This is a genomic window from Pseudomonas sp. AKS31, assembly GCF_023634765.1.
GTDB lineage: Bacteria > Pseudomonadota > Gammaproteobacteria > Pseudomonadales > Pseudomonadaceae > Aquipseudomonas.
The window spans coordinates 743087-761861 of sequence record NZ_JAMLFX010000001.1; the positions used below are offsets into that span (position 1 = coordinate 743087).

Genomic DNA, 18775 nt, shown 5'->3' on the forward strand with positions numbered 1-18775 from the left:
GTTGATCAGTGCTGCATTACCCGGACACCCCCGCTGAACCATGGAAAGCCGAAATTCCGCGCCGTTGGCGAGTTTTATTGATCTGTTGCTGGACGCCGTGTGTGCGGTCGACAAGCAGGGTCGCTTTGTTTTTGTCAGTGCCGCCTGTGAGCGTGTTTTCGGCTATACGCCTGAAGAGTTGATCGGCCGGCCCATGATCGACCTGGTGCACCCGGCGGATCGGCAACGCACCCTCGCCGCCGCCAAGGAAATCATGGGCGGCGAACCCAAGCTCAACTTCGAAAACCGTTACCTGCGCAAGGATGGCAGCGTTGTGCATATCCTCTGGTCGGCGCGCTGGTCGGAAGTTGATCAACTGCGCATCGCCGTGGCGCGCGACATCACCGAGCGCAAGCTGGCCGAGTCGCGGCAGGCTGCGTTGTACGCGATTTCCGAAGCGGCTCATGCGGCGGAAGATCTGCTGGCGCTGTTCAAACGCATCCACCTGATCATCGGCGAATGGCTGCCAGCGATGAATTTTTCCGTGGCGCTTTACGACGAACACTGCGCACAACTGAATTTCCCCTATCACGTCGACGATCACGAATTGCAGCCCGAGCAGCCGGGGACCGTCACCGGACGTCTGTGCACGGAGGTCATTCGCAGCGGCCAACCGATTCTGCTGACGCCAGACAGCCCGGATTCCCCAGCCGATTTCGCCGAACTGGTGGCAGGCCAGAACGCGCCTTGCTGGCTCGGTGTGCCGTTGAACTCGAAGAACGGCACCATCGGCGCCTTGATCGTCAAAAGCCTGCCCGGCGGCGAACGCTACACCGAGCAGGACAAGGAATTGCTGCAGTACGTCTGCGCCCAAGTCACCACGGCCATCGAGCGTCAGCAATTGCACGCCCGCCTGCGGCGCATGGCGCAGTACGATCAACTGACGCAACTGCCCAATCGTGAATTACTGCGCGATCGCTTCAAGGCTGCTTTAACCAATGCTCGTGAGCAATCCGGGCACATGGCTTTGCTGTATGTCGATCTGGATCGCTTCAAACAGGTTAACGACACCTTCGGCCATGCGGTCGGCGACATGCTCTTGCAAACCGTGGCCAACCGCCTCAAGGGTTGCGTGCGGGAAACCGACACCGTTGCCCGAATGGGGGGCGATGAATTTGTCGTCCTGCTGCACAGTGTTCAGGCCGCGGAAGATGCTGACGGCGTGGCGGAAAAAATCCGACAGGTGCTGGCGCAACCGATGCGTCTCGATGGCCACAACCTGCACATCGAACCCAGTATCGGCGTCGCCCGCTATCCAGAGAACGGCAGCGAGGAGCAACAGTTGTTCCGCCATGCCGATCAGGCGATGTACGCCGCCAAACGGTTGAACCATCACGCGCTCAACGGCTGATAAAGCAGCGCCGTTCGTCGCAGCGACTGCAACTTTTCTAAACCTTTGCCGGCCAGAAAATTCTCAATCCAGGCGGGCACCTGCTCGCCACGATCATTACCAAGAGGTAGAGAATCATGCCTAATTCAAGAAACTCGAACTCGGGAAACTTCGCCAACGATCGAACGAAGGCCTCTGAAGCAGGTCGCAAAGGTGGGAAAACCACCACAACGACTGTCGACAAAGAGCCAAAAACAGACATGGGCCGCAAGCCCGCTCAGAAATCGAAGTAGTCGGTGAAGGTAGTTTTGATTGAGAGGCGGGGGCGTAAGCTCCCGCTTGAATTTCGCAAGTAAGGAGGGCGCGACCATGAGCCGGATGGCCACCCGTATACGCACCATGAGTTTTGCATCGCTATTGGGCCTGTGTGCCAGCAGCGCTTTTGCCCAGTCGCCCGCCGATTTCATCAACGATGCCTCGGCCAAAGGCATGGCCGACATCGAGGCCAGTCGTCTGGCCCACAGCAAAGCCGAATCGAAAGAGGTCAAGGACTACACCATCGTCGTTATCAACGACCGCACCACTGCCAATCAGCACCTGGCGAAAATCGCCAAGAAGCTCGACCTGCCGGTGGCGCCCCGGGAAGAATTGGCCGACAAGGCCAAGGAATTGATGCCGCAAGTGAAGGACGGTGACACCTTCGATCAGGCCTATGCCACCAGCCAGGTCAAAGCCACTGAAGAGGCCATCGAGCAGATTCAGCAGGAAGCGCAGACCACTGACGTGCCTGAGATCAAAGCCTTCGCTGACGAAACACTGCCGAAATTGCGAAGCCATTTGGAAATGGCTCGCCAGTTACAGGCCAGCCGCTAATCAAGAGCAAAAGATCGCAGCCTTCGGCAGCTCCTACTCAATCCCTGTATTAGCTGCCGAAGGCTGCGATCTTTTGATTTTAACCCCTCAACATTCATTCAGATCCTGCTTCGACTTGCTCTTCTCGCCCAACCCCTCAAGGTTGAACACTTCCCCTTCGCCCAACGAACGATAGTGCCTGCGCAACGCCTCCAACTGCTTCAGATCCAGCGCTTCCAGCCCAAGCATCGCGTTTTGTGCCTCTTTGGTCACCAACAGCAATTCATCGATTTTCAAATGGAGAATGTCGGTATCGCGGTTCTGCGTGTTCTGGATCAGGAACACCATCAGGAAGGTGATGATGGTGGTCGAGGTGTTGATGATCAGTTGCCAGGTGTCGTTGTAATCGAAGATCGGCCCACACAATCCCCACACACCGATCAGGATCAACGCCCCCATAAAGGTTTTCGGGCTACCCGCCCACAGAGCAAGTTTCTGGGAAATCTTTGCGAATTTCATGGCCGTGTTCCTTATTGGAGGAGTGCTTGAAATTCAGACATTGGCGGCTGGTGGAAAATTCTGATTACAAATCCGCCAACGTCATCTGACGTTGGTAGGGCAGGCAGACACGCCAGTTAGCGGTATCGTGACGAACCGCTGAAATGCCCACGACAGGAGAACGCAATGAGTTGGTCCGCCAAACAATACGTCGCTTTCGAAGATGAACGCACCCGCCCGGCCCGCGATCTGCTGGCGGCGATTCCCACGGCTGAAGCGCGAACAGTGGTCGATATCGGTTGCGGTCCCGGTAACTCCACGGAATTGCTGGTACAGCGTTTTCCCGGTGCGAAGGTCAGCGGGCTGGACAGCTCGGCGGACATGATCGATGCCGCACGCAAGCGCTTGCCGGATCTGCGGTTCGAGGTGGCCGAGATTGATAAGTGGGCCGATGCCGGGCCGTTCGAGGTGATCTTCGCCAATGCGGTGCTGCAGTGGGTGCCGGATCACGCGACGTTGCTGCCGGCGTTGGTCAGCAAGTTGTCGGCGGGTGGCAGCCTGGCGATTCAGATGCCGGATAACCTTAATGAACCTTCCCACCGTTTGATGCGCGAAGTCGCCGCGAATGGTCCGTGGGCGAGCAAGCTTGGCGGCGCTGCGGGGCAGCGTACCGACATGGCGAGTGCCAACGATTATTTCTCGATGCTGCGGCCACACTGCGCGCGGGTCGATATATGGCGCACCACCTATCACCATCAGCTGTCTGGCGGGGCGGCGGGGGTGGTGGAGTGGTTCAAGGGGAGCGGGTTGATTCCGTTTTTGAGTCCGCTGACCGAGGCGGAAAAGGCGCAGTACCTGGAGCAGTATCTGGTGGAGGTTGGGAAGGCTTATCCGGCATTGGCGGATGGCTCGGTGCTGTTGCCATTTCCACGGTTATTTATCGTTGCGACGCGCTGAAATAAATTGGCCCCCTCACCCCAGCCCTCTCCCGAGGGAGAGGGAGCCGATTGGTGTCGCTTCCAAAACCTGAGTTCGACTCGATTTCGCACGTCGGCGTAGCTCGTACTGGCACTGCGGTCAGTCCCCTCTCCCTCTGGGAGAGGGTTAGGGTGAGGGCTCAGCGTTGCACTGCCACAAGCATCATCATCGGCCGCTCCCGCTCTTCCGCCAGCGCTGGTTGCGCCGCCACTTCAGCATCGCTCGGCCCCCATTCATTGACATGTCGAATCGTGAACCCCGCATCGATCAGCGAATTGAGCAACGTCCCCACCGTACGATGCTGCTTGATCACGCCCTCAGCCAGCCAGTTCGTAACCCGCTCACCCTCCAACTGATAGCTGTCCAGCGGCCAACGCTTGTTGCCTTCAGCGTCAATCAACCAGCCCGGATGACGCGGCGCCATAAAAATCGGATGCTCGATGGAAAACACCAAATGCGAACCCGGTTTCAGCGCCGCATACAGGTGCGCAAACAGCCCCGGAAAATCCTTGATGTAATGCAGCGCCAGTGAACTGTAAGCCAGATCAAAACTGCAGGCGGGCAAGTTGAGCTGTTCCAGATCGGCGCGCTCATAACGAATGTTCGCCGCCGTCGTGGTTGCCCGCGCACGCTCCAGCATCTTCTCTGAGACATCCAGCGCCAACACACTGGCCGCGCCATGCTCGATGGCCCAACGGCTGAACCAGCCATAACCGCAGCCCAGATCCACCACGTTCAAACCGTGCATGGATGGCAGCAATGCCTGGATCGCCGGCCACTCCGGCGCCGCGTCGAGGCCGCCGATTGAGCGGTTCATCTGGCTGTAGCCCTGAAAAAACTCGGGATCGTCGTAAATGTTTTGCGTCATGGTGAAGGGCTCTTTTGAGTTCGGTCGTCAGCGGCAAAGTGGCCGCGATTGGAATCCCTCGAAAATGATGGCGCGTATTCGTCGATGGCCGCGCAGGGGGAGGGTGGTGGTGGTCGATGGAGAAATGCTAGTCGGTTGGGCGGGAGGTGAAAACCGGTGGCGTGTTGTGGATCTGTAATGTCGGGAAAAACGCCATGTGTTATCGCTGCATAAACGCATTCCGAGTGGGGTGTTTAAAGGCCTGCAGTGTTACTTCCTGAAGCCTACAAATCCTTGCGCCGTTGCCTACCGCTACGCCAGAATCCGCCGGCTTGTGCGCTTGGGAGGCGGTCGGTAACTTGGTTCGCGTCACTGATTTCCAGTGATCGGGTTTAGTAGCCCGGCATCCTCAATCTAAATAGCTGCATGAGTACCACTCAGTCAGGCGAATGCTTGCACCTGATGGTGGCTGTGCGCATGGCGCCCTCGGGTGCGCCGGATTTGGATTGGGGTCCGGTCTACTAACTTGCGCACAGCTGCCACCCATCCGTTTAGTAGCGAGATCGGTGCGGCCTTACTAAAAGGTCTCAATCCAATGTTCAAAGTAACGCCAAATCCGCCGGAAACCGATCCGGCATCCCCCTACGAATCACCCAATTCCAAGAAATTCCACGAAGCCGCCGAACGCGCCCTCGACCACTACCTCAGCCCGACCGCGCAGATCATGGGTTCCACCCGCGAACCCGAACCGATGTACCTCGCCAACCCCACCTACGACACCGAATCCCTATTGGCCAACGCCAGCGAAACACTCGGCTCGGCCACCACCATGCTCAACAACTTCGCCGCGTTGCTGGACACCTCACACCGCAAGACTGCACTCGGCATCGCGCAGGTCGTCATGCTGGGGGAATTGGCGGTGAATCAGGCCCTGGATAAGGTTGTGCCGGCTTAGTTGCCGCGTAGAGTCGATATCTGACAGATATAAAAAAACCGGCCGTTAGGCCGGTTTCCAAAGTTCAGGATTTAACCCTGCTGCAACACCTTCAGCGCTGCCGAAGCCAGAAATCCGGAACGGCTTTTCTCTTCCGGGTGATGCAACACATACTCGTCAATGCGGTTGAGCAAGTGCCCCGGTAGGGTGATGTTGAGCTTTTGGGCTTTGCCCAAATACTTGAGCACATCGATATCCACCACGGCCCATGCACAACCGGCGTATTTCGGGTTGGCCACGTGCAGGCTCAGTTTGCTGGCCGCTGGAATGGGGGCGTCGTCGTCCGCGAGAATCTCGAAATGACCTTCGATGGCTTCGCGAGCCATGGCGACGGCATCGTCCAGATCCTCTCCGGCGGAAAAGCATCCAGGAATGTCCGGGACTTCTACACCCCAGGCGTGTTGGTCATCGCCAATTGAAATCGCAATCGGGTAGAGCATATTCGTTGTCCTCCATGGCGCAAATGACTCAGAGGGTCAAAGCAGCGCCTGCTGCAAAATACTGATGGCCGTTTTTTTCAGCAGATCCTTTTTCGGATGTGGCACGGTGACCAGTCCTGGTTTGGTCGGATGCTTGAAGTGATGGTGACTTCCTTTGATCCTTACCAGATACCAACCGTCTGCGACGAGTTGGCCGATTAAAAAACGGCTATTCACAACACCTCCCTGTGGTGTGCTTGGTGGGTACTATACCCATTGAATTAATATGATCAATACTATAACCACCGGTCGGTCGTCTTCCGCTGACGGGCGGGGTCGCTTACCGCAGTCTAGGTAAGGCAGACGCGATGGTGAGGTGGGTGTGTTACCGGGTTTTGCTAATGTTCATGTGGCGATCTTTCGCTGCAAAATAATGGAACACATCTTTTTCTGACGTCACTCTCGGGCTGCTAACGTTGAACTCTAATGGGCGAAGGTCATGGACACTCAACGAGCCTGTTGAAAGGAAATCACCTCTCGATAAAGCCAGCGTAGTAATGCATGGAATTTGGCCATGTGATCGTCAGAAGGGAGTGAAACGGATGTCGACTCTAAAATTCAGCTATAGAGATGCAAAGGGCGACTTAAGTCAGCGGGAGTTGATTCAATGGTCAGAGAATTCGGTTTACATTCAAGGACGATCGGACAGCGATACCTTTCCTAAAACCTATCGCAAGGATCGCATCATCGAAGTATTGCTTGGGGCTGAGCTGCTCTTAAACGAGGCCGCTCCTCCTTCTCCGAGGCTTCAGCACGATCGAAAGCGACCGGCGCTCGTTGCTTCAGAAGCCGCTTCGCAAACGCCTCATCCGAAAATGTCACCGGGTAGGATCAATCAAATTCTTTTCACTGGGTTCGCAGCTGCACAACGGGCTGAGCTGGAGCAAAAAGCAGTGGAATATGGGTTGAAGGTCATGAGTACGGCAGGCAAGACGCTGACGTTTCTTTGTTATGGCGAAAATGCGGGGCCAACCAAAGTTTCCAAGGCGCTTGAGGCTGGAGCTTTCATCATCAACTCAGAGCAATTCTCTAATCTGATCACAACGGGAGAAATCCCTTGAAGTCATCACTTCGATCAGCTTACGCATTGAAACCTGCGCCATCCGCCGAATGCGTGATGCGTGCAGCCAGCATCACCTCATTCTGCTTCTTGGTAGCTTCGGTCAGCACTTCACGGTAAACGCGCTTTTTTTCGTGCGATTTCGCATTACGGATGAAGTCCGCGAATGGGCTTGCGTACTCCTCTTTGAATCCGATTGTCATGGAATTGCTCCGTCATTGATCCCAGGCATGGGCATCATTTCGTGCCTCGCATACTTCTCAAGGATTGTCGTTAGAGAGAACAAAAGCGTACAGGTGGAGGGTGCATCTTCAACCTGCGGTATGTTTCTGAATGGTTCTGCGCCCAAGTGGCCAACCTCAAATCCCAGCCACAAAAAAACCGGCCCTATAGGCCGGTTTTTCTATTCATGCATCCCCCGTCAAAAAACACAACGTGAGACCAAAATTCGAGTGGAGCGGGTAGAGGGAATCGAACCCTCGTCGGAAGCTTGGGAAGCTACTGTTCTACCATTAAACTATACCCGCTCAGAGCGGCTGACTTTGTACCAGACTCGGCCACGGATTTGAAGTTTTTCTTTTACTCATGAACGCTTTAAATCGCTGAAAACGGTCAATCGCGGGCGAGCACTGCGGTGAGAAAAGCAAAATCCCAGCCCGGCAGCCTCGCTCGCGACGACGCCCTTTCAAATAGCCAGTGCATGTTGATCCTGAACAAACGAGTAACGCGTTCGGCTGGTCGGCTGTACCGGTTTCAGAAAGCCGAGCAAGGCGTTCTGGCTATCGCGGCAGGCAGCCTTGTGTTCCATGTCGAGGAAGTGCCCGGTGGCCTGCAGCGTGGTGAACGTGCTCTGGGCCACGTGGTTGCCGAACAGGCGTGCGTCTTCGGCAGCGGTGTATTCGTCCCATTCGCCGTTTAGAAACAGCACTGGCACGTTGATCTTTTTCGCCGCATTCAGATAGCACTGGCGATCGCTGTGCAGCACGTCGCTGATGTGGAAGTGCATCTGCCCGTATTCGTGCTCGGCGAGGCTGCTGACGTGGCGATAGTTGAAGCGTTTGAACAACGACGGCAGGTGTTTGCCGATGGTGTTGTTGACCAGATGGCCGACGCGGTCGCCGTCGCGCTGGCCAAGGTAGTCGACGCCGCGTTCGAGGTAATCGAGCATGTGCGCGTTGATCACTGGCGAGAACGAGCTGATCACCGCCCGCTCGATGCGCCGTGGCTGGTGGGCGAGGGCGACCAGGGTCGCGGCGCCGCCCCAGGAGAACGACAGCACGTGTTCGGCGGCGAAGTGGTCGATCAGCTCGAGCAGAATCTGCCCTTCGACGTCCTTCGTCAGATGTTTCTCATGGCGGTTGTGGGCTTTTGACCGGCCCGCGTAGGGCTGGTCGTAGCAAACCACGTTGAATTGCGGGTGCAGGTTTTTCACGGTCTGTGCAAACGACGCAGTCGTGGCCATCGAGCCGTTGACCAGGATGATGGTCTTTTCTGCGGCGTCTGCGCGATAGAACTCCGTGTAAACCCGATACTGACCCTGTATATCCAGCACAGCGATTTCTGGCCTCATGTCATAAGACTCCTGGCAAGCAAGCGGGTATGCGCGCAAATAGAGATTGCACGAGCTTTGTGACAGGTAGGCATACGCCTGGAATTTGCTTGGCCCATGTCGATCCATGACTGCGGTCGACGGGTGTTGTTATTGGCGGGCAGTCTGCCGGCTGAGGCGGAGCCTTGAAGGCTCTCTACCGACAAAAAGTTTCTTGGATGTATGTTGTGACTCATCGGTCACAATCTGGCCGACGTCCTGATTCAAGCAGGGGAGTCGGGATCGCGCAAGTGCCGTTGGTGAATTGTTCGACAACTTCTGCTGAGCGGTCGCCGGCTTAGAACAAATGAATCTCTTCGGTGCGCAAAGCGCGGTACTCGCCCGGTTTTAGCGCGTTATCGAGCCGCAGCGGGCCCATCGATTCGCGGTGCAGGCGCAGGACTTTGTTGTTGAAGAAACCAAACATGCGCTTCACCTGATGATAGCGGCCCTCGACGATGCTCAGCCGCGCCGACCGTGGCCCAAGGAGCTCCAATTGCGCCGGCTGCGTGGTCAGGTCTTCGAAGGCGAAGTAGATCCCCTCGGCAAAGGTGCTCGCATAGTGCGCGCCAATCTCCTGCTCGGTCTCGACGTAATAGACCTTCGGCAGCTTGGTCTGCGGCTGGGTCAGGCGCCGCGACCACGCGCCGTCGTTGGTGATCAGCATCAGGCCGGTGGTGTTGAAGTCCAGGCGTCCGGCGATGTGCAGGTCGTCCGTGTCCGGCTCATCGATCAGGTCGAGCACGGTCGGATGTTGCGGATCGCGGGTGGCGCTGACGCAGCCCGGCGGTTTGTGCAGCATGAAATAGCGTGCCGCTTTGCCGCTTTGCAGGATTTCGTCATCGACTTCGACACGGCTGAATTCCAGCACTTCGCTGTGCGGATCGCTGACGATTTTTCCGTCAATCCGCACGCGCTTTTCCACCAGCAACAGGCGAACCTGCTGACGGTTGTAGCGGGGCAGGTTGCTGAGGAAACGGTCGACGCGCATGTTCAGTGTTCGATGAGTGGCGGGGCGCGCATCTTACGGGATCGGCCGTTTGGCCGCTTGCAGTTGCGCCTCGACCTGCGCGCAACGCGGGCACAGGCAGGATCGGTCGCGCAGTTCTGGCGGCAGCGCTTCAAGCACGGCCGGGTCGATGCTAACGCCATAGCACCAGCATTCGCGGTCGGCGGTGCGCGGGTCGGCTAGGCTGCAGTCGTTGCGGGCGCCGCAGGCCGGGCAAAGGTCGGGTTTAACGTCGGAATCAGGCATAAGTCGAGTGAGGCATTTCCACGCAGGTGCGATTGCGGCCGGTTTGTTTGGCTCGGTACATCGCATGATCGGCCCGCGATAGCAGGGTGTGCAAGGTGTCGTCGCGTTGCAGGGTGGTGGCGCCGATGCTCACCGTCAGATTGAGGTGGTGGCCGTTGTAGGCATATTCGTGTTGTTCGACGTGTTGGCGGATCTTCTCGGCAATTTTCTGACCGGTGTCACCGTCGGTGTCCTTCAGTAGAACGATAAATTCCTCACCGCCCCAACGGCAGACAATGTCAGCGTGGCGCAGGCAACTTTGCAGGTCGCGGGCAAAACCGATCAACACCTGATCGCCGGCCATGTGCCCGTAGGTGTCGTTCAACGCCTTGAAGTGATCGAGGTCGAGCAGCAACGCCGTGAGTGGTTTGGTCTCGCGTTGCGCTTCGTGCAGGGCCTGCACGGCGAGAATGTCGAAGCCTCGGCGGTTGGGCAGTTCGGTGAGGCTGTCGAGAATGGCCTGCGCCTGGATTTTGCTTTGATAGCGCTTGATCACGCGGTTGAGCAGCGCCAGGACAATCAGCGTCACCAGCAGGCAGATCAGCAGATTCAGGTACAGCGACTGGCGGATTTCACTCAGCGCGCCGTCTTCGCGTTTATCGACGAACAGATACCAGTTCAGCTCCGGGATAAATCTTACGTTGAGGAAGTGCCCTTGGCCCTGGGTGGAATATTCGTAGCTGCCGCTGTGCGGTTTGGGCAACTGGCTGACCAGGCTTTTCATGCTTTCGAGTTCGCCGAGGCTCTGGCCGCTGTGCGCGCCCTCCGGGCCGCCATCAGCGCCAGTCAACACCAGTCGGCCGAAGGTGTCGACGAAGTACACGCTGCGTTGATAGCGCTGTTGATATTTGTCGATCAGCTTGATCACCGCGTCCACGGTCAGGCCGACACCTGCCGCGCCGATGAAGCGGTTGTGGTAGTCGTAAACCTTGTAGTTGATGAAGAAGGTCAGGTTGTCCTTGTTGGCCAGATCCGGGTCGACGTTGATCTCGTACGGATCCTTCATGTCGCGCACGCGGAAGTACCAGGCGTCACGCGGCTCATCGACCTTGACCTGCTTGAGCACGCCTTTGGCGTGATAGTAGGTGTGGGTGCTGTCGGAAACGAAGAACGCGGTGTAGGCGCCGTAATGGCTCATGACCTCGTCGAGGTAGCGGGTCATCTGCTCGGGATTCTGCTCGCCATTGACCACCCAGTCGCGCATGAAGGTGTCGCGGGACATCATCGAGGAAATCAGGATCGGCCGGACCAGGTCTTTCTGGATTTCCGAGTAGACCGTGTCGGACGTCAGCGGCAGTTCGGTGTTGACGATGTTGTCGCGGATCGACGCGCGGGAGGCGTAGTAACTCAGCAACGATGTGGCGAGGAACCCGGCGCCGAGCAGGGCGATCAGCGTCAGGACCAGCGAGCGTTGCGAGTACAGGGGAGAACGAAGCGGCATGGCAGATCCGTTAGCAGTGGCCCGATGGCATGCATTCTAGTGGGATGGGCGGTAAAAGACTGCGGGATTTATGCCTGAAATGGCGGGGAATATGACGCAGAGGGTGTGTCAGAAGGATAGCTCCCTCACCCCAGCCCTCTCCCGGAGGGAGAGGGAGCTAGATTGTGGTGATTTCAAAAATTGTGTTCGGCTCGGTATCACCGAATGACAACTATCTTAAAGACACCTCGGTCAGTCCCCTCTCCCTCTGGTAGAGGGCTAGGGTGAGGGCTGGTTTCCGGATCAGCTCCGAGTTTCAAGATACGCCCGCCATCCCCCCAAATGGCTGATGTCCAGCGCCCCTTCCAGACCATACGGCTCACAAATAAACCCGCTCTCCCAACGTCCATCCGCCAGTTGCACCTTGCCCAGTCCCAGCGGTGCCGGAATCCCGGTCAGGAACGAGCCCAACTCACTGCTCGGCAGTTCCCACACCTCCACCGCAATCGCCACGCCGCCGTCCTTGACCCGCACCATCCCCGGACGCAGCGGCGGGCCGCCGGCCAACGCGTGCAGTTGATAGTCCGGCGAACTGAACGTGGTCTCCAGCAATCTCCCACCCCGCTGGGTCAGTTGCCAGTTCAACGCCAACCCTTGCAGATGCGCGCCACACACCACGATGCGTGCGCGATCATGGCGCGCTACGTTCGCCGGTATCGGCAGATCGAAATCCTGTTGACGCTGCAGCGCATCGGCCACGCTCAGCAGATATTGATCGGTGAACGCCCGGCCAAACAGCGTCACGCCCCACGGCAAACCGCTGGCCATAAACGCGCTCGGCACGGCGACGGCGGTGTAGTCGAGCAGGTTCATGAAGTTGGTGTAGTAACCCAGTTCGGAGTTGCGCAGCACCGGTTCGGCGTGCAGTTCGGCGAGGGTCACCGGGCGGCCGATGGTCGGGGTGAGTACGCAGTCGAGGCCTTCGAGGGCCTGATCGCACAGGGCTTTCAGGGCTTGCAGCCGATACTGCGCGCGGAAGGTCTGCACGCCGGTCACCGCCGGAGCCTTGGCCAGCACGGCGCGGATCACCGGCAAAACGGCCTCGGGATTTTTCTCCATCAACTCGCCCGCCACGCTGTAGCGCTCGGCGACCCAAGGCCCCTCGTAAAGCAGGCGCGCGGCTTCAAGGAAAGGCGACAGATCCAGTTCGACCGCTTCGCCACCCAAAGCCTTGAGCCGGTCGATGGCATCGCCGAACAACAGCGGGCCTTCGACGCAGCCGAAGAACTCAAGGTCCTGCGCGCGCGGCACACCGAAACGAAATGGGCGTGGCGCACCAAACGCCGAGCCGTCATTCCACGATGGATTGCGGCGGCTGTATTCGTCGCGAGGATCAAGCCTGGCGGTCAGTGCCAGCAACTGACTGGCCTCACGCGCCGTTGCGGTGAACGTGGTCACGCAGTCCAGCGTGCGACACGCCGGCAGCACGCCAGCTGTGGAAATCAGCCCTTTGCTCGCCTTCAACCCGACCAGATTGTTCAGCGCCGCCGGCACCCGGCCGGAGCCTGCGGTGTCGGTGCCCAGGGCAAAACTTGCCACGCCCAATGCCACCACCAGCGACGACCCGGCGCTGGATCCGCCGGACGGATACTCGCTCAACACGCTGTTCGGGCACGCGCCATAAGGCGAGCGGCTGCCGTTGAGGCCCGTGGCGAATTGATCGAGATTGGTCTTGCCCAGCGGAATTGCCCCCAACGCTATCAGTTGCTCGACGATGGTCGCCGAGCGCTCCGGCACATAAGCAAAGTCCGGGCACGCGGCGGTGGTCGGGATGCCCGCCAGATCAATGTTGTCCTTGATCGCAAACGGCACGCCGAACAGCGGCAGGTTGTCGAGGTCGCGACCGTCGAGGGTGGCAAGGTAGGGCTCCAGCTCGGCGACGCTGAGCAGGTGGATGAACAGGTGATAATCCGGGTTCAGCGCGGCGGCTTTTTCGCGCAGTTTCAGCAGCAGTTGACGCGGTGTGGTGTCGCCATTGCGATAGATCTGGCGCAGAACATCGAGTTGCAGATTCATGAGTTGATCCTTATCCAATTGGCTTCAGTCGAGTGCCAGTACCACGACCCGTTGTCCGGCGCGCACCGCCGAACCGGGCTGCACGCGAATCTCGCGCACCACCCCGGCCATCGGCGCGAGTACCGGGATTTCCATCTTCATCGACTCGAGAATCACCAGCACGTCACCCGCCGCGACACGGCTACCGGCCTCGACCTGCACCTGCCAGAGATTGCCGGCGATGTGGCTGTCGATGCTGTGTTCACTGTCGGCCAGTGGCGCCTCCTCGGTCGATTCCGGGACGGCTTCTTCGCTGTCGAAATGCGCCTGACCGCTGGCGATCCAGCGTTCGCGCTCGGCATTGAACGCGCCCTGTTGCTGGGCACGAAAGGCACTGATGCCTTTGGCTTCACGATTGAGAAAAGCCTGATAATCGGCAAGGTTGAGCTGGCTGTGTTCGATGTTGAGATCGAAGCGCCCCAGCGGAAAATCGCGGCGGATGCGCAGCAGTTCGTCGGCGCTGACCGGGTAGAAACGGATCTGGTCGAAGAAGCGCAGCAACCACGGTTTGCCATCGAACGCGGCGACTTCGCGGTAGCGATTCCACATCTGCAGGGTACGCCCGACAAACTGATAACCGCCGGGGCCTTCCATGCCGTACACGCACATGTAGGCGCCGCCGATGCCCACCGAATTCTCGGCGGTCCAGGTGCGTGCCGGGTTGTATTTGGTCGTGACCAGGCGATGACGCGGATCGAGCGGCGTGGCCACCGGCGCACCGAGGTAAACGTCGCCAAGGCCCATCACCAGATAGCTCGCGTCGAACACCGTGCGCTGTACTTCGTCGAGATTGGGTAGGTCGTTGATGCGGCGGATGAACTCCAGATTGCTCGGGCACCACGGCGCGTCCTTGCGCACGGTGGTCATGTATTTTTCGATGGCCAACTGGCAGGCCGGGTCGTCCCACGACAGCGGCAAATGCACGATGCGCGACGGCACTTGCAGGTCGTTGGCGGCGCACACCGCGTCCCACTCGCCGGCGATGAAGCCGAGCAGATCGGCCAGCGGCAGTTGCTCGGGCTGGTAGTGGATCTGCAGCGAGCGAATGCCGGGGGTGAGGTCGATCACGCCGTGCAGGGTTTTGCTTTCCAGTGCCTGCATGAGGGCGTGGGCGCGGAAGCGCAGAACAAGATTGAGTTCAGGCTCGCCGATTTCCAGCAGTAAATGGGTGTCGCCGGAAACCCGCCCGACAAGTCGCATATCACCCTGACCCAACGCCAGCACCACAGGCGACACAAGATCCTGTGGGAGCTGGCTTGCCAGCGATGAAGTTAATGCGGTGTCTGGACGGGCCCCATCGCTGGCAAGCCAGCTCCCACAGTTATCCCATTGACAGGCAAGATCCCGGGCGGTCTTGAGGTCGACGGGAATGAACTGGATTTTATCGCCCGCCTTGAGCTGCCCCAGTTGCCACAGATCCGCCTCGATCACCGTCACCGGGCAGACAAACCCGCCAAGGCTCGGGCCATCCGGGCCGAGGATCACCGGCATGTCACCGGTGAAATCGACGGCGCCGATGGCATACGGATTGTCGTGAATGTTCGACGGATGCAACCCGGCCTCGCCGCCGTCGGCGCGCACCCATTCCGGCTTCGGCCCGATCAGCCGGACGCCAGTGCGGCTGGAGTTGAAATGCACTTCCCACTGGGTTTCAAAGAACGTGCCGATGTAGTTTTCAGTGAAGTATTCCGGTGCCGCGTGCGGGCCGTAAATCACCCGGATCTGCCGCACCGCCGGCAACGCGGTGATGTGCTGCTCGGCCAGTTGCTCACCAGCACTGCGGTCCTTCAGCGCAGGGATATGCAACACATCACCGGCGCGCAACGCCCGACCACCGTGCCCACCAAACTGGCCGAGGGTGAAGGTGCTTTTGCTGCCCAGATAATCCGGCACCTGCAAGCCGCCGCGCAGGCACAGATAACTGCGTACACCGGCGCCGCTGATGCTGCCCAGATGCAACGTTGCGCCCGCCGGGATCAGCAGGGCGGTGTTCATCGGCACGCTTTCACCCTCAAGCGTCAGGGCAATCGGTGCACCCGTCACCGCGACCACCGCCTCACAATTGAAGCGCAACAGTGGCCCGCTCATGGTGATTTCCAGCGCCGCCGCGCCTTCAGCATTGCCGAGCAGACGATTACCCAGACGCAGCGCGCGACTGTCCATCGGCCCCGACGGCGGTACACCGACCGCCCAGTAACCGAGGCGACCGGGATAGTCCTGCACGCTGGTTTGCGTGCCGGCGCTGAGCACTTCGAAGGTGTTGGCGCGATAGACCAGATGCTCCAGGCAACGCGTCCACGGCTCACCGCTGGCGAACGGCGTGTCGAGGAGAATCTGCCGCAGGTAATCGCGGTTGGTTTCCACGCCGTACAACAAACTATCGCCCAATGCTTGATGCAACTCGGCACGCGCCTGTTCGCGGTTCGGCGCCCAAGTGATGACTTTGGCAATCATCGGGTCGAAGTACGGCGGGATCTCGCAACCGGCCTCGATCCAGGTATCGATACGCAGTTGAATGCCGTTGGCCGGCGGGAATTCCACTGCCGTCAGCAAACCCGGACTCGGCTGGAAATCACGGCCCGGATCTTCCGCGTACAGCCGTGCCTGAATTGCGTGGCCTTCAGGTTTCAACTGGCGATACAACTCGCTCAGCGGCGGCAAATCACCCGCCGCCAACTCAACCATCCAGCGCACCAGATCGACACCCCAGACCTGTTCGGTGACGCCATGCTCGACCTGTAAACGCGTGTTCACTTCAAGAAAATAGAAACGCTGCGCTTCGCTGTCGAAGACGAATTCCACGGTGCCGGCGCTGCGGTAGTTCACGGCTTTCGCCAGTTTGATCGCCGCCGCACAAAGCGCTTCGGCCATGCCGTCGGGCAGGTTCGGCGCCGGGGTTTCTTCGAGGACTTTCTGATTGCGCCGCTGCACCGAGCAGTCGCGCACGCCCAGGGCGATGACCTCACCGCGACCGTCGCCGAACACCTGCACTTCCAGGTGCCGGGCGCGCTGGATGTACTTCTCGATGAACACGCCGGCGTCGCTGAAGTTGTTCTGACCGAGGCGTTTCACCGCTTCGAAGGATTCGCTCAATTCGCTGGCGCTGCGGCACACGCGCATACCGATGCCGCCACCGCCGGCGGTGCTTTTCAGCATGACCGGGTAGCCGACTTGTTCGCCGGCAATCAGCGCGGCGTCGAGGCTGTCGAGCAGTTCGCTGCCTTCGAGCATGGGCACGCCGTGCTGTTTGGCCAGCGCACGGGCGGTGTGCTTGAGGCCGAACACCCGCAGTTGTTCCGGCGTCGGGCCGATGAAGGCGATGTCGTGCGCTTCGCAGGCTTCGGCGAACGCGGCGTTTTCCGAGAGAAACCCGTAACCGGGATGGATCGCCATGGCGCCGCTTTGCTTGGCGATGGCGAGGATCTTGTCGACCGCCAGATAGGTGCCGGCGGCGGCGCCTTCGCCGAGGCTGTGGGCTTCATCGGCGTGCAGAATATGCAGGCTGGCGGCGTCGGCTTCGGAATACACCGCCACGCCTTTGACCTGCAGTGAAGCGAGGGTGCGCAGGATGCGGCAGGCGATGGCGCCACGGTTGGCGATGAGGACTTTTTCGAACATGGCATAACCCCTGAAGGGGAAGCGGGCCGTCCCGCCGTTTTTCGACAGACATCCGGGCCGTCCCGGATGAAAAACCACATTGACTTCAAACCACCTGAAATTCCCTGTGGGAGCTGGCTTGCCAGCGATGACGTCAGCACTTCCAACATCAATGGTGACTGACACACCGCCATCGCTGGCAAGCCAGCTCCCACAGGGTTTAGCGTTGTTTGGGCGATTTCAGGCACTGGCCGGAGCGGGCCTGGCACAGGGCGAATAGCCAACTGCGTAACCGGCTGATTTTCAGTTCCATACCAGCAGCTCCGCAGGTGTCGGGTTGTAGGCGTTGCACGGGTTGTTCAATTGCGGGCAGTTGGAAATCAACACAATCACATCCATCTCTGCACGCAGGTCGACGTACTTGCCCGGCGCCGAAATCCCGTCCTCGAAGGTCAGCCCGCCATCCGCCGTCACCGGTACATTCATGAAGAAATTGATGTTCGGCCCGATGTCGCCTTTGCCCAGTCGCCCGTCATGGGCACAAGCGCGCAGGTAGTTGTCGCGGCAGCTGTGCATGTAGCGTTTTTCCAGGGCATAGCGCACGGTGTTGCTCTCTTGCGCGCAGGCGCCGCCGAGGGTGTCGTGGCGTCCGCAGGTGTCGGCGACGATGGTCAGCATCGGTTGGCCGAGGTTGGAATACAGCACGCTGCCGGTGCTCAGGTAGACGCTGTTCTGCCGACGCAAGGTGCGCTGCACGTCGTAGCGTTCCTTGGGATTGGCGAGGCTGTAGAACAACGTATCGACGGCCTGATTGCCTTCCAGGTCGAGGATACGCAGGGTCTGGCCGGCCTTGACCTCCATCAGCCATGGCTCACCGGCCGGGATCGTGGCGCGGTACACCGCTGTGTCGGGGTGGTTTTGCGAAGTGGCAATAGCAACTGACATGGCAGCAGTCCTCAGGCGAACAAACGGTCGGTATTGATAAAGCCGCGCTCATTTTCCGGGCGCGAGGTGCGGCAGTGTTCGGCGACGCTGGCGTCGGCGTTCATCCAGCTCAGCTTCAGCGGTTTTGGCGCGTACTCAGGGGACGGGTCCATCGGATGTTGCAGCGCGGTGAGCACCACCAGCGTGTCCATCGGCGCATACAACTCGATGTAATCGCCGGCCTTGGAGTTGCCCTCGACGAAGTGAAAACCCCCGGCCTCATCGACGTTGACCCGGCTGAACAGATTGAGGGTCATCAACAGATCGGAGAGGCCCAGGCCCCACTTGCCGAGTTCCACCAACAGGTTGTCGGTGCCGTTGCGGAAGAAACCGTTGCGCAGTTCCTGATAGCGGCCCTGACCGTACTTCTGCGCGACCTCTTCGGCGCAGAGCACACCGCCGAGGCTGTCGCTCCAACCGCAGGTGTCGGCGGTGATTGCGGCGAGTACGCGGCCCATGTCCGAGTACAGGCAGTGGCCGCTGGTGAGCTTGGCGGTGTGTTGGCATTTGAGGCTGTCGGGCAGGTTCAGCCGCTCGTTTTTTTCATTGGCGTTGAGCAGGGTCAGGCTGACGTTGGCGCCGCCGCGCAGATCGGTCAGGCGCAGCAATTGGCCGCGCTTCAACACGAAAGAGCGATGGCCGCCGCCGGGAAGCATTTCTTCGGCAAACGGTGGGAACAGTTGGGTCGAATCAGTCATTG

Annotated in this window: 19 protein-coding genes and 1 tRNA gene; 6 read left to right on the top strand and 14 right to left on the bottom strand. The window is 59.3% G+C overall.

Annotated elements, in window-relative coordinates:
• The first annotated feature begins 40 nt into the window (after positions 1-40).
• From M9827_RS03315 to M9827_RS03325, 3 genes are all read left to right on the top strand, one after another.
• Positions 41-1390 (top strand): sensor domain-containing protein, encoded by a 1350-nt coding sequence (locus M9827_RS03315; RefSeq protein ID WP_250603457.1) that lies wholly within the window; start codon positions 41-43, stop codon positions 1388-1390.
• A gap of 116 nt (positions 1391-1506) precedes the next feature.
• Positions 1507-1662: a KGG domain-containing protein gene (locus tag M9827_RS03320; protein ID WP_077045875.1), complete on the top strand. Its 156-nt coding sequence runs from the start codon at positions 1507-1509 to the stop codon at positions 1660-1662.
• Between the two features lie 76 nt (positions 1663-1738).
• A complete protein-coding gene (locus tag M9827_RS03325) occupies positions 1739-2242 on the top strand; it encodes a DUF4142 domain-containing protein (protein ID WP_250603459.1) in 504 nt (167 codons plus the stop codon).
• A gap of 87 nt (positions 2243-2329) precedes the next feature.
• On the opposite strand, the gene M9827_RS03330 is transcribed toward M9827_RS03325, so the two are convergent.
• Positions 2330-2740, bottom strand: a complete 411-nt coding sequence (locus tag M9827_RS03330; protein ID WP_186623797.1) for a low affinity iron permease family protein — start codon at positions 2738-2740, stop codon at positions 2330-2332.
• Between the two features lie 165 nt (positions 2741-2905).
• Here M9827_RS03330 and tam point away from each other — a divergent pair, with 165 nt between their 5' ends.
• Entirely contained in the window at positions 2906-3676 is a 771-nt protein-coding gene (tam, locus tag M9827_RS03335) for a trans-aconitate 2-methyltransferase (RefSeq protein WP_250603461.1), read from the top strand.
• Positions 3677-3836: 160 nt separating this feature from the next.
• Here the strand turns inward: tam and M9827_RS03340 are convergent, their stop codons facing one another.
• Positions 3837-4565 (bottom strand): class I SAM-dependent methyltransferase, encoded by a 729-nt coding sequence (locus M9827_RS03340; RefSeq protein ID WP_250603463.1) that lies wholly within the window; start codon positions 4563-4565, stop codon positions 3837-3839.
• Between the two features lie 574 nt (positions 4566-5139).
• Between M9827_RS03340 and M9827_RS03345 the strand changes: the two genes are divergently transcribed.
• The gene (locus M9827_RS03345) at positions 5140-5499 is read left to right on the top strand and encodes a DUF6124 family protein (protein ID WP_250603464.1); all 360 of its coding nucleotides are present in this window, start codon (positions 5140-5142) and stop codon (positions 5497-5499) included.
• A 71-nt stretch (positions 5500-5570) separates the two neighbouring features.
• Here M9827_RS03345 and M9827_RS03350 read toward each other — a convergent pair whose 3' ends face one another.
• Both M9827_RS03350 and M9827_RS03355 read right to left on the bottom strand, forming a co-directional pair.
• Positions 5571-5978: a type II toxin-antitoxin system HicB family antitoxin gene (locus M9827_RS03350; protein ID WP_102900240.1), complete on the bottom strand. Its 408-nt coding sequence runs from the start codon at positions 5976-5978 to the stop codon at positions 5571-5573.
• 36 nt (positions 5979-6014) lie between these two features.
• Positions 6015-6194 (bottom strand): type II toxin-antitoxin system HicA family toxin, encoded by a 180-nt coding sequence (locus M9827_RS03355; protein WP_095049193.1) that lies wholly within the window; start codon positions 6192-6194, stop codon positions 6015-6017.
• A gap of 365 nt (positions 6195-6559) precedes the next feature.
• Between M9827_RS03355 and M9827_RS03360 the strand changes: the two genes are divergently transcribed.
• A complete protein-coding gene (locus M9827_RS03360) occupies positions 6560-7078 on the top strand; it encodes a BRCT domain-containing protein (RefSeq protein WP_250603466.1) in 519 nt (172 codons plus the stop codon).
• A gap of 19 nt (positions 7079-7097) precedes the next feature.
• On the opposite strand, the gene M9827_RS03365 is transcribed toward M9827_RS03360, so the two are convergent.
• From M9827_RS03365 to M9827_RS03410, 10 genes are all read right to left on the bottom strand, one after another.
• On the bottom strand, positions 7098-7280 hold the full coding sequence (locus M9827_RS03365) for a hypothetical protein (RefSeq protein ID WP_250603468.1): 183 nt from the start codon (positions 7278-7280) through the stop codon (positions 7098-7100).
• Positions 7281-7530: 250 nt separating this feature from the next.
• Positions 7531-7604: transfer RNA gene (locus tag M9827_RS03370), tRNA-Gly, on the bottom strand.
• 158 nt (positions 7605-7762) lie between these two features.
• Positions 7763-8647, bottom strand: coding sequence for an alpha/beta fold hydrolase (locus M9827_RS03375; protein ID WP_250603470.1), 885 nt, complete (start codon positions 8645-8647; stop codon positions 7763-7765).
• 316 nt (positions 8648-8963) lie between these two features.
• Positions 8964-9656, bottom strand: coding sequence for a pseudouridine synthase (locus tag M9827_RS03380; protein ID WP_250603472.1), 693 nt, complete (start codon positions 9654-9656; stop codon positions 8964-8966).
• 33 nt (positions 9657-9689) lie between these two features.
• Complete coding sequence (locus M9827_RS03385; RefSeq protein WP_250603474.1) at positions 9690-9920, bottom strand: cysteine-rich CWC family protein; 231 nt, start codon at positions 9918-9920, stop codon at positions 9690-9692.
• Positions 9913-11400 carry a sensor domain-containing diguanylate cyclase gene (locus M9827_RS03390; RefSeq protein WP_250603476.1) on the bottom strand — a complete coding sequence of 496 codons (1488 nt, stop codon included), beginning with the start codon at positions 11398-11400 and terminating at the stop codon, positions 9913-9915. Before M9827_RS03390 ends, M9827_RS03385 begins: the two co-directional genes overlap by 8 nt.
• Positions 11401-11682: 282 nt before the next feature.
• A complete protein-coding gene (gene atzF / locus M9827_RS03395; protein ID WP_250603478.1) occupies positions 11683-13455 on the bottom strand; it encodes an allophanate hydrolase in 1773 nt (590 codons plus the stop codon).
• Positions 13456-13479: 24 nt separating this feature from the next.
• Positions 13480-17112: an urea carboxylase gene (uca, locus tag M9827_RS03400; RefSeq protein ID WP_250603480.1), complete on the bottom strand. Its 3633-nt coding sequence runs from the start codon at positions 17110-17112 to the stop codon at positions 13480-13482.
• A gap of 282 nt (positions 17113-17394) precedes the next feature.
• Positions 17395-18036: an urea amidolyase associated protein UAAP2 gene (locus M9827_RS03405; RefSeq protein WP_250603483.1), complete on the bottom strand. Its 642-nt coding sequence runs from the start codon at positions 18034-18036 to the stop codon at positions 17395-17397.
• Between the two features lie 11 nt (positions 18037-18047).
• Entirely contained in the window at positions 18048-18773 is a 726-nt protein-coding gene (locus M9827_RS03410) for an urea amidolyase associated protein UAAP1 (RefSeq protein ID WP_250603485.1), read from the bottom strand.
• Between the last annotated feature and the right edge of the window lie 2 nt (positions 18774-18775).

Excerpts from the sequence above, each read along its gene's own strand:
- M9827_RS03315 (WP_250603457.1), top strand. The coding sequence starts at position 41 with ATGGAAAGCCGAAATTCCGCGCCGTTGGCGAGTTTTATTGATCTGTTG.
- M9827_RS03320 (WP_077045875.1), top strand. The coding sequence starts at position 1,507 with ATGCCTAATTCAAGAAACTCGAACTCGGGAAACTTCGCCAACGATCGA.
- M9827_RS03325 (WP_250603459.1), top strand. The coding sequence starts at position 1,739 with ATGAGCCGGATGGCCACCCGTATACGCACCATGAGTTTTGCATCGCTA.
- M9827_RS03330 (WP_186623797.1), bottom strand. The coding sequence starts at position 2,740 with ATGAAATTCGCAAAGATTTCCCAGAAACTTGCTCTGTGGGCGGGTAGC.
- tam (WP_250603461.1), top strand. The coding sequence starts at position 2,906 with ATGAGTTGGTCCGCCAAACAATACGTCGCTTTCGAAGATGAACGCACC.
- M9827_RS03340 (WP_250603463.1), bottom strand. The coding sequence starts at position 4,565 with ATGACGCAAAACATTTACGACGATCCCGAGTTTTTTCAGGGCTACAGC.
- M9827_RS03345 (WP_250603464.1), top strand. The coding sequence starts at position 5,140 with ATGTTCAAAGTAACGCCAAATCCGCCGGAAACCGATCCGGCATCCCCC.
- M9827_RS03350 (WP_102900240.1), bottom strand. The coding sequence starts at position 5,978 with ATGCTCTACCCGATTGCGATTTCAATTGGCGATGACCAACACGCCTGG.
- M9827_RS03360 (WP_250603466.1), top strand. The coding sequence starts at position 6,560 with ATGTCGACTCTAAAATTCAGCTATAGAGATGCAAAGGGCGACTTAAGT.
- M9827_RS03365 (WP_250603468.1), bottom strand. The coding sequence starts at position 7,280 with ATGACAATCGGATTCAAAGAGGAGTACGCAAGCCCATTCGCGGACTTC.
- M9827_RS03375 (WP_250603470.1), bottom strand. The coding sequence starts at position 8,647 with ATGAGGCCAGAAATCGCTGTGCTGGATATACAGGGTCAGTATCGGGTT.
- M9827_RS03380 (WP_250603472.1), bottom strand. The coding sequence starts at position 9,656 with ATGCGCGTCGACCGTTTCCTCAGCAACCTGCCCCGCTACAACCGTCAG.
- M9827_RS03385 (WP_250603474.1), bottom strand. The coding sequence starts at position 9,920 with ATGCCTGATTCCGACGTTAAACCCGACCTTTGCCCGGCCTGCGGCGCC.
- M9827_RS03390 (WP_250603476.1), bottom strand. The coding sequence starts at position 11,400 with ATGCCGCTTCGTTCTCCCCTGTACTCGCAACGCTCGCTGGTCCTGACG.
- atzF (WP_250603478.1), bottom strand. The coding sequence starts at position 13,455 with ATGAATCTGCAACTCGATGTTCTGCGCCAGATCTATCGCAATGGCGAC.
- uca (WP_250603480.1), bottom strand. The coding sequence starts at position 17,112 with ATGTTCGAAAAAGTCCTCATCGCCAACCGTGGCGCCATCGCCTGCCGC.
- M9827_RS03405 (WP_250603483.1), bottom strand. The coding sequence starts at position 18,036 with ATGTCAGTTGCTATTGCCACTTCGCAAAACCACCCCGACACAGCGGTG.
- M9827_RS03410 (WP_250603485.1), bottom strand. The coding sequence starts at position 18,773 with ATGACTGATTCGACCCAACTGTTCCCACCGTTTGCCGAAGAAATGCTT.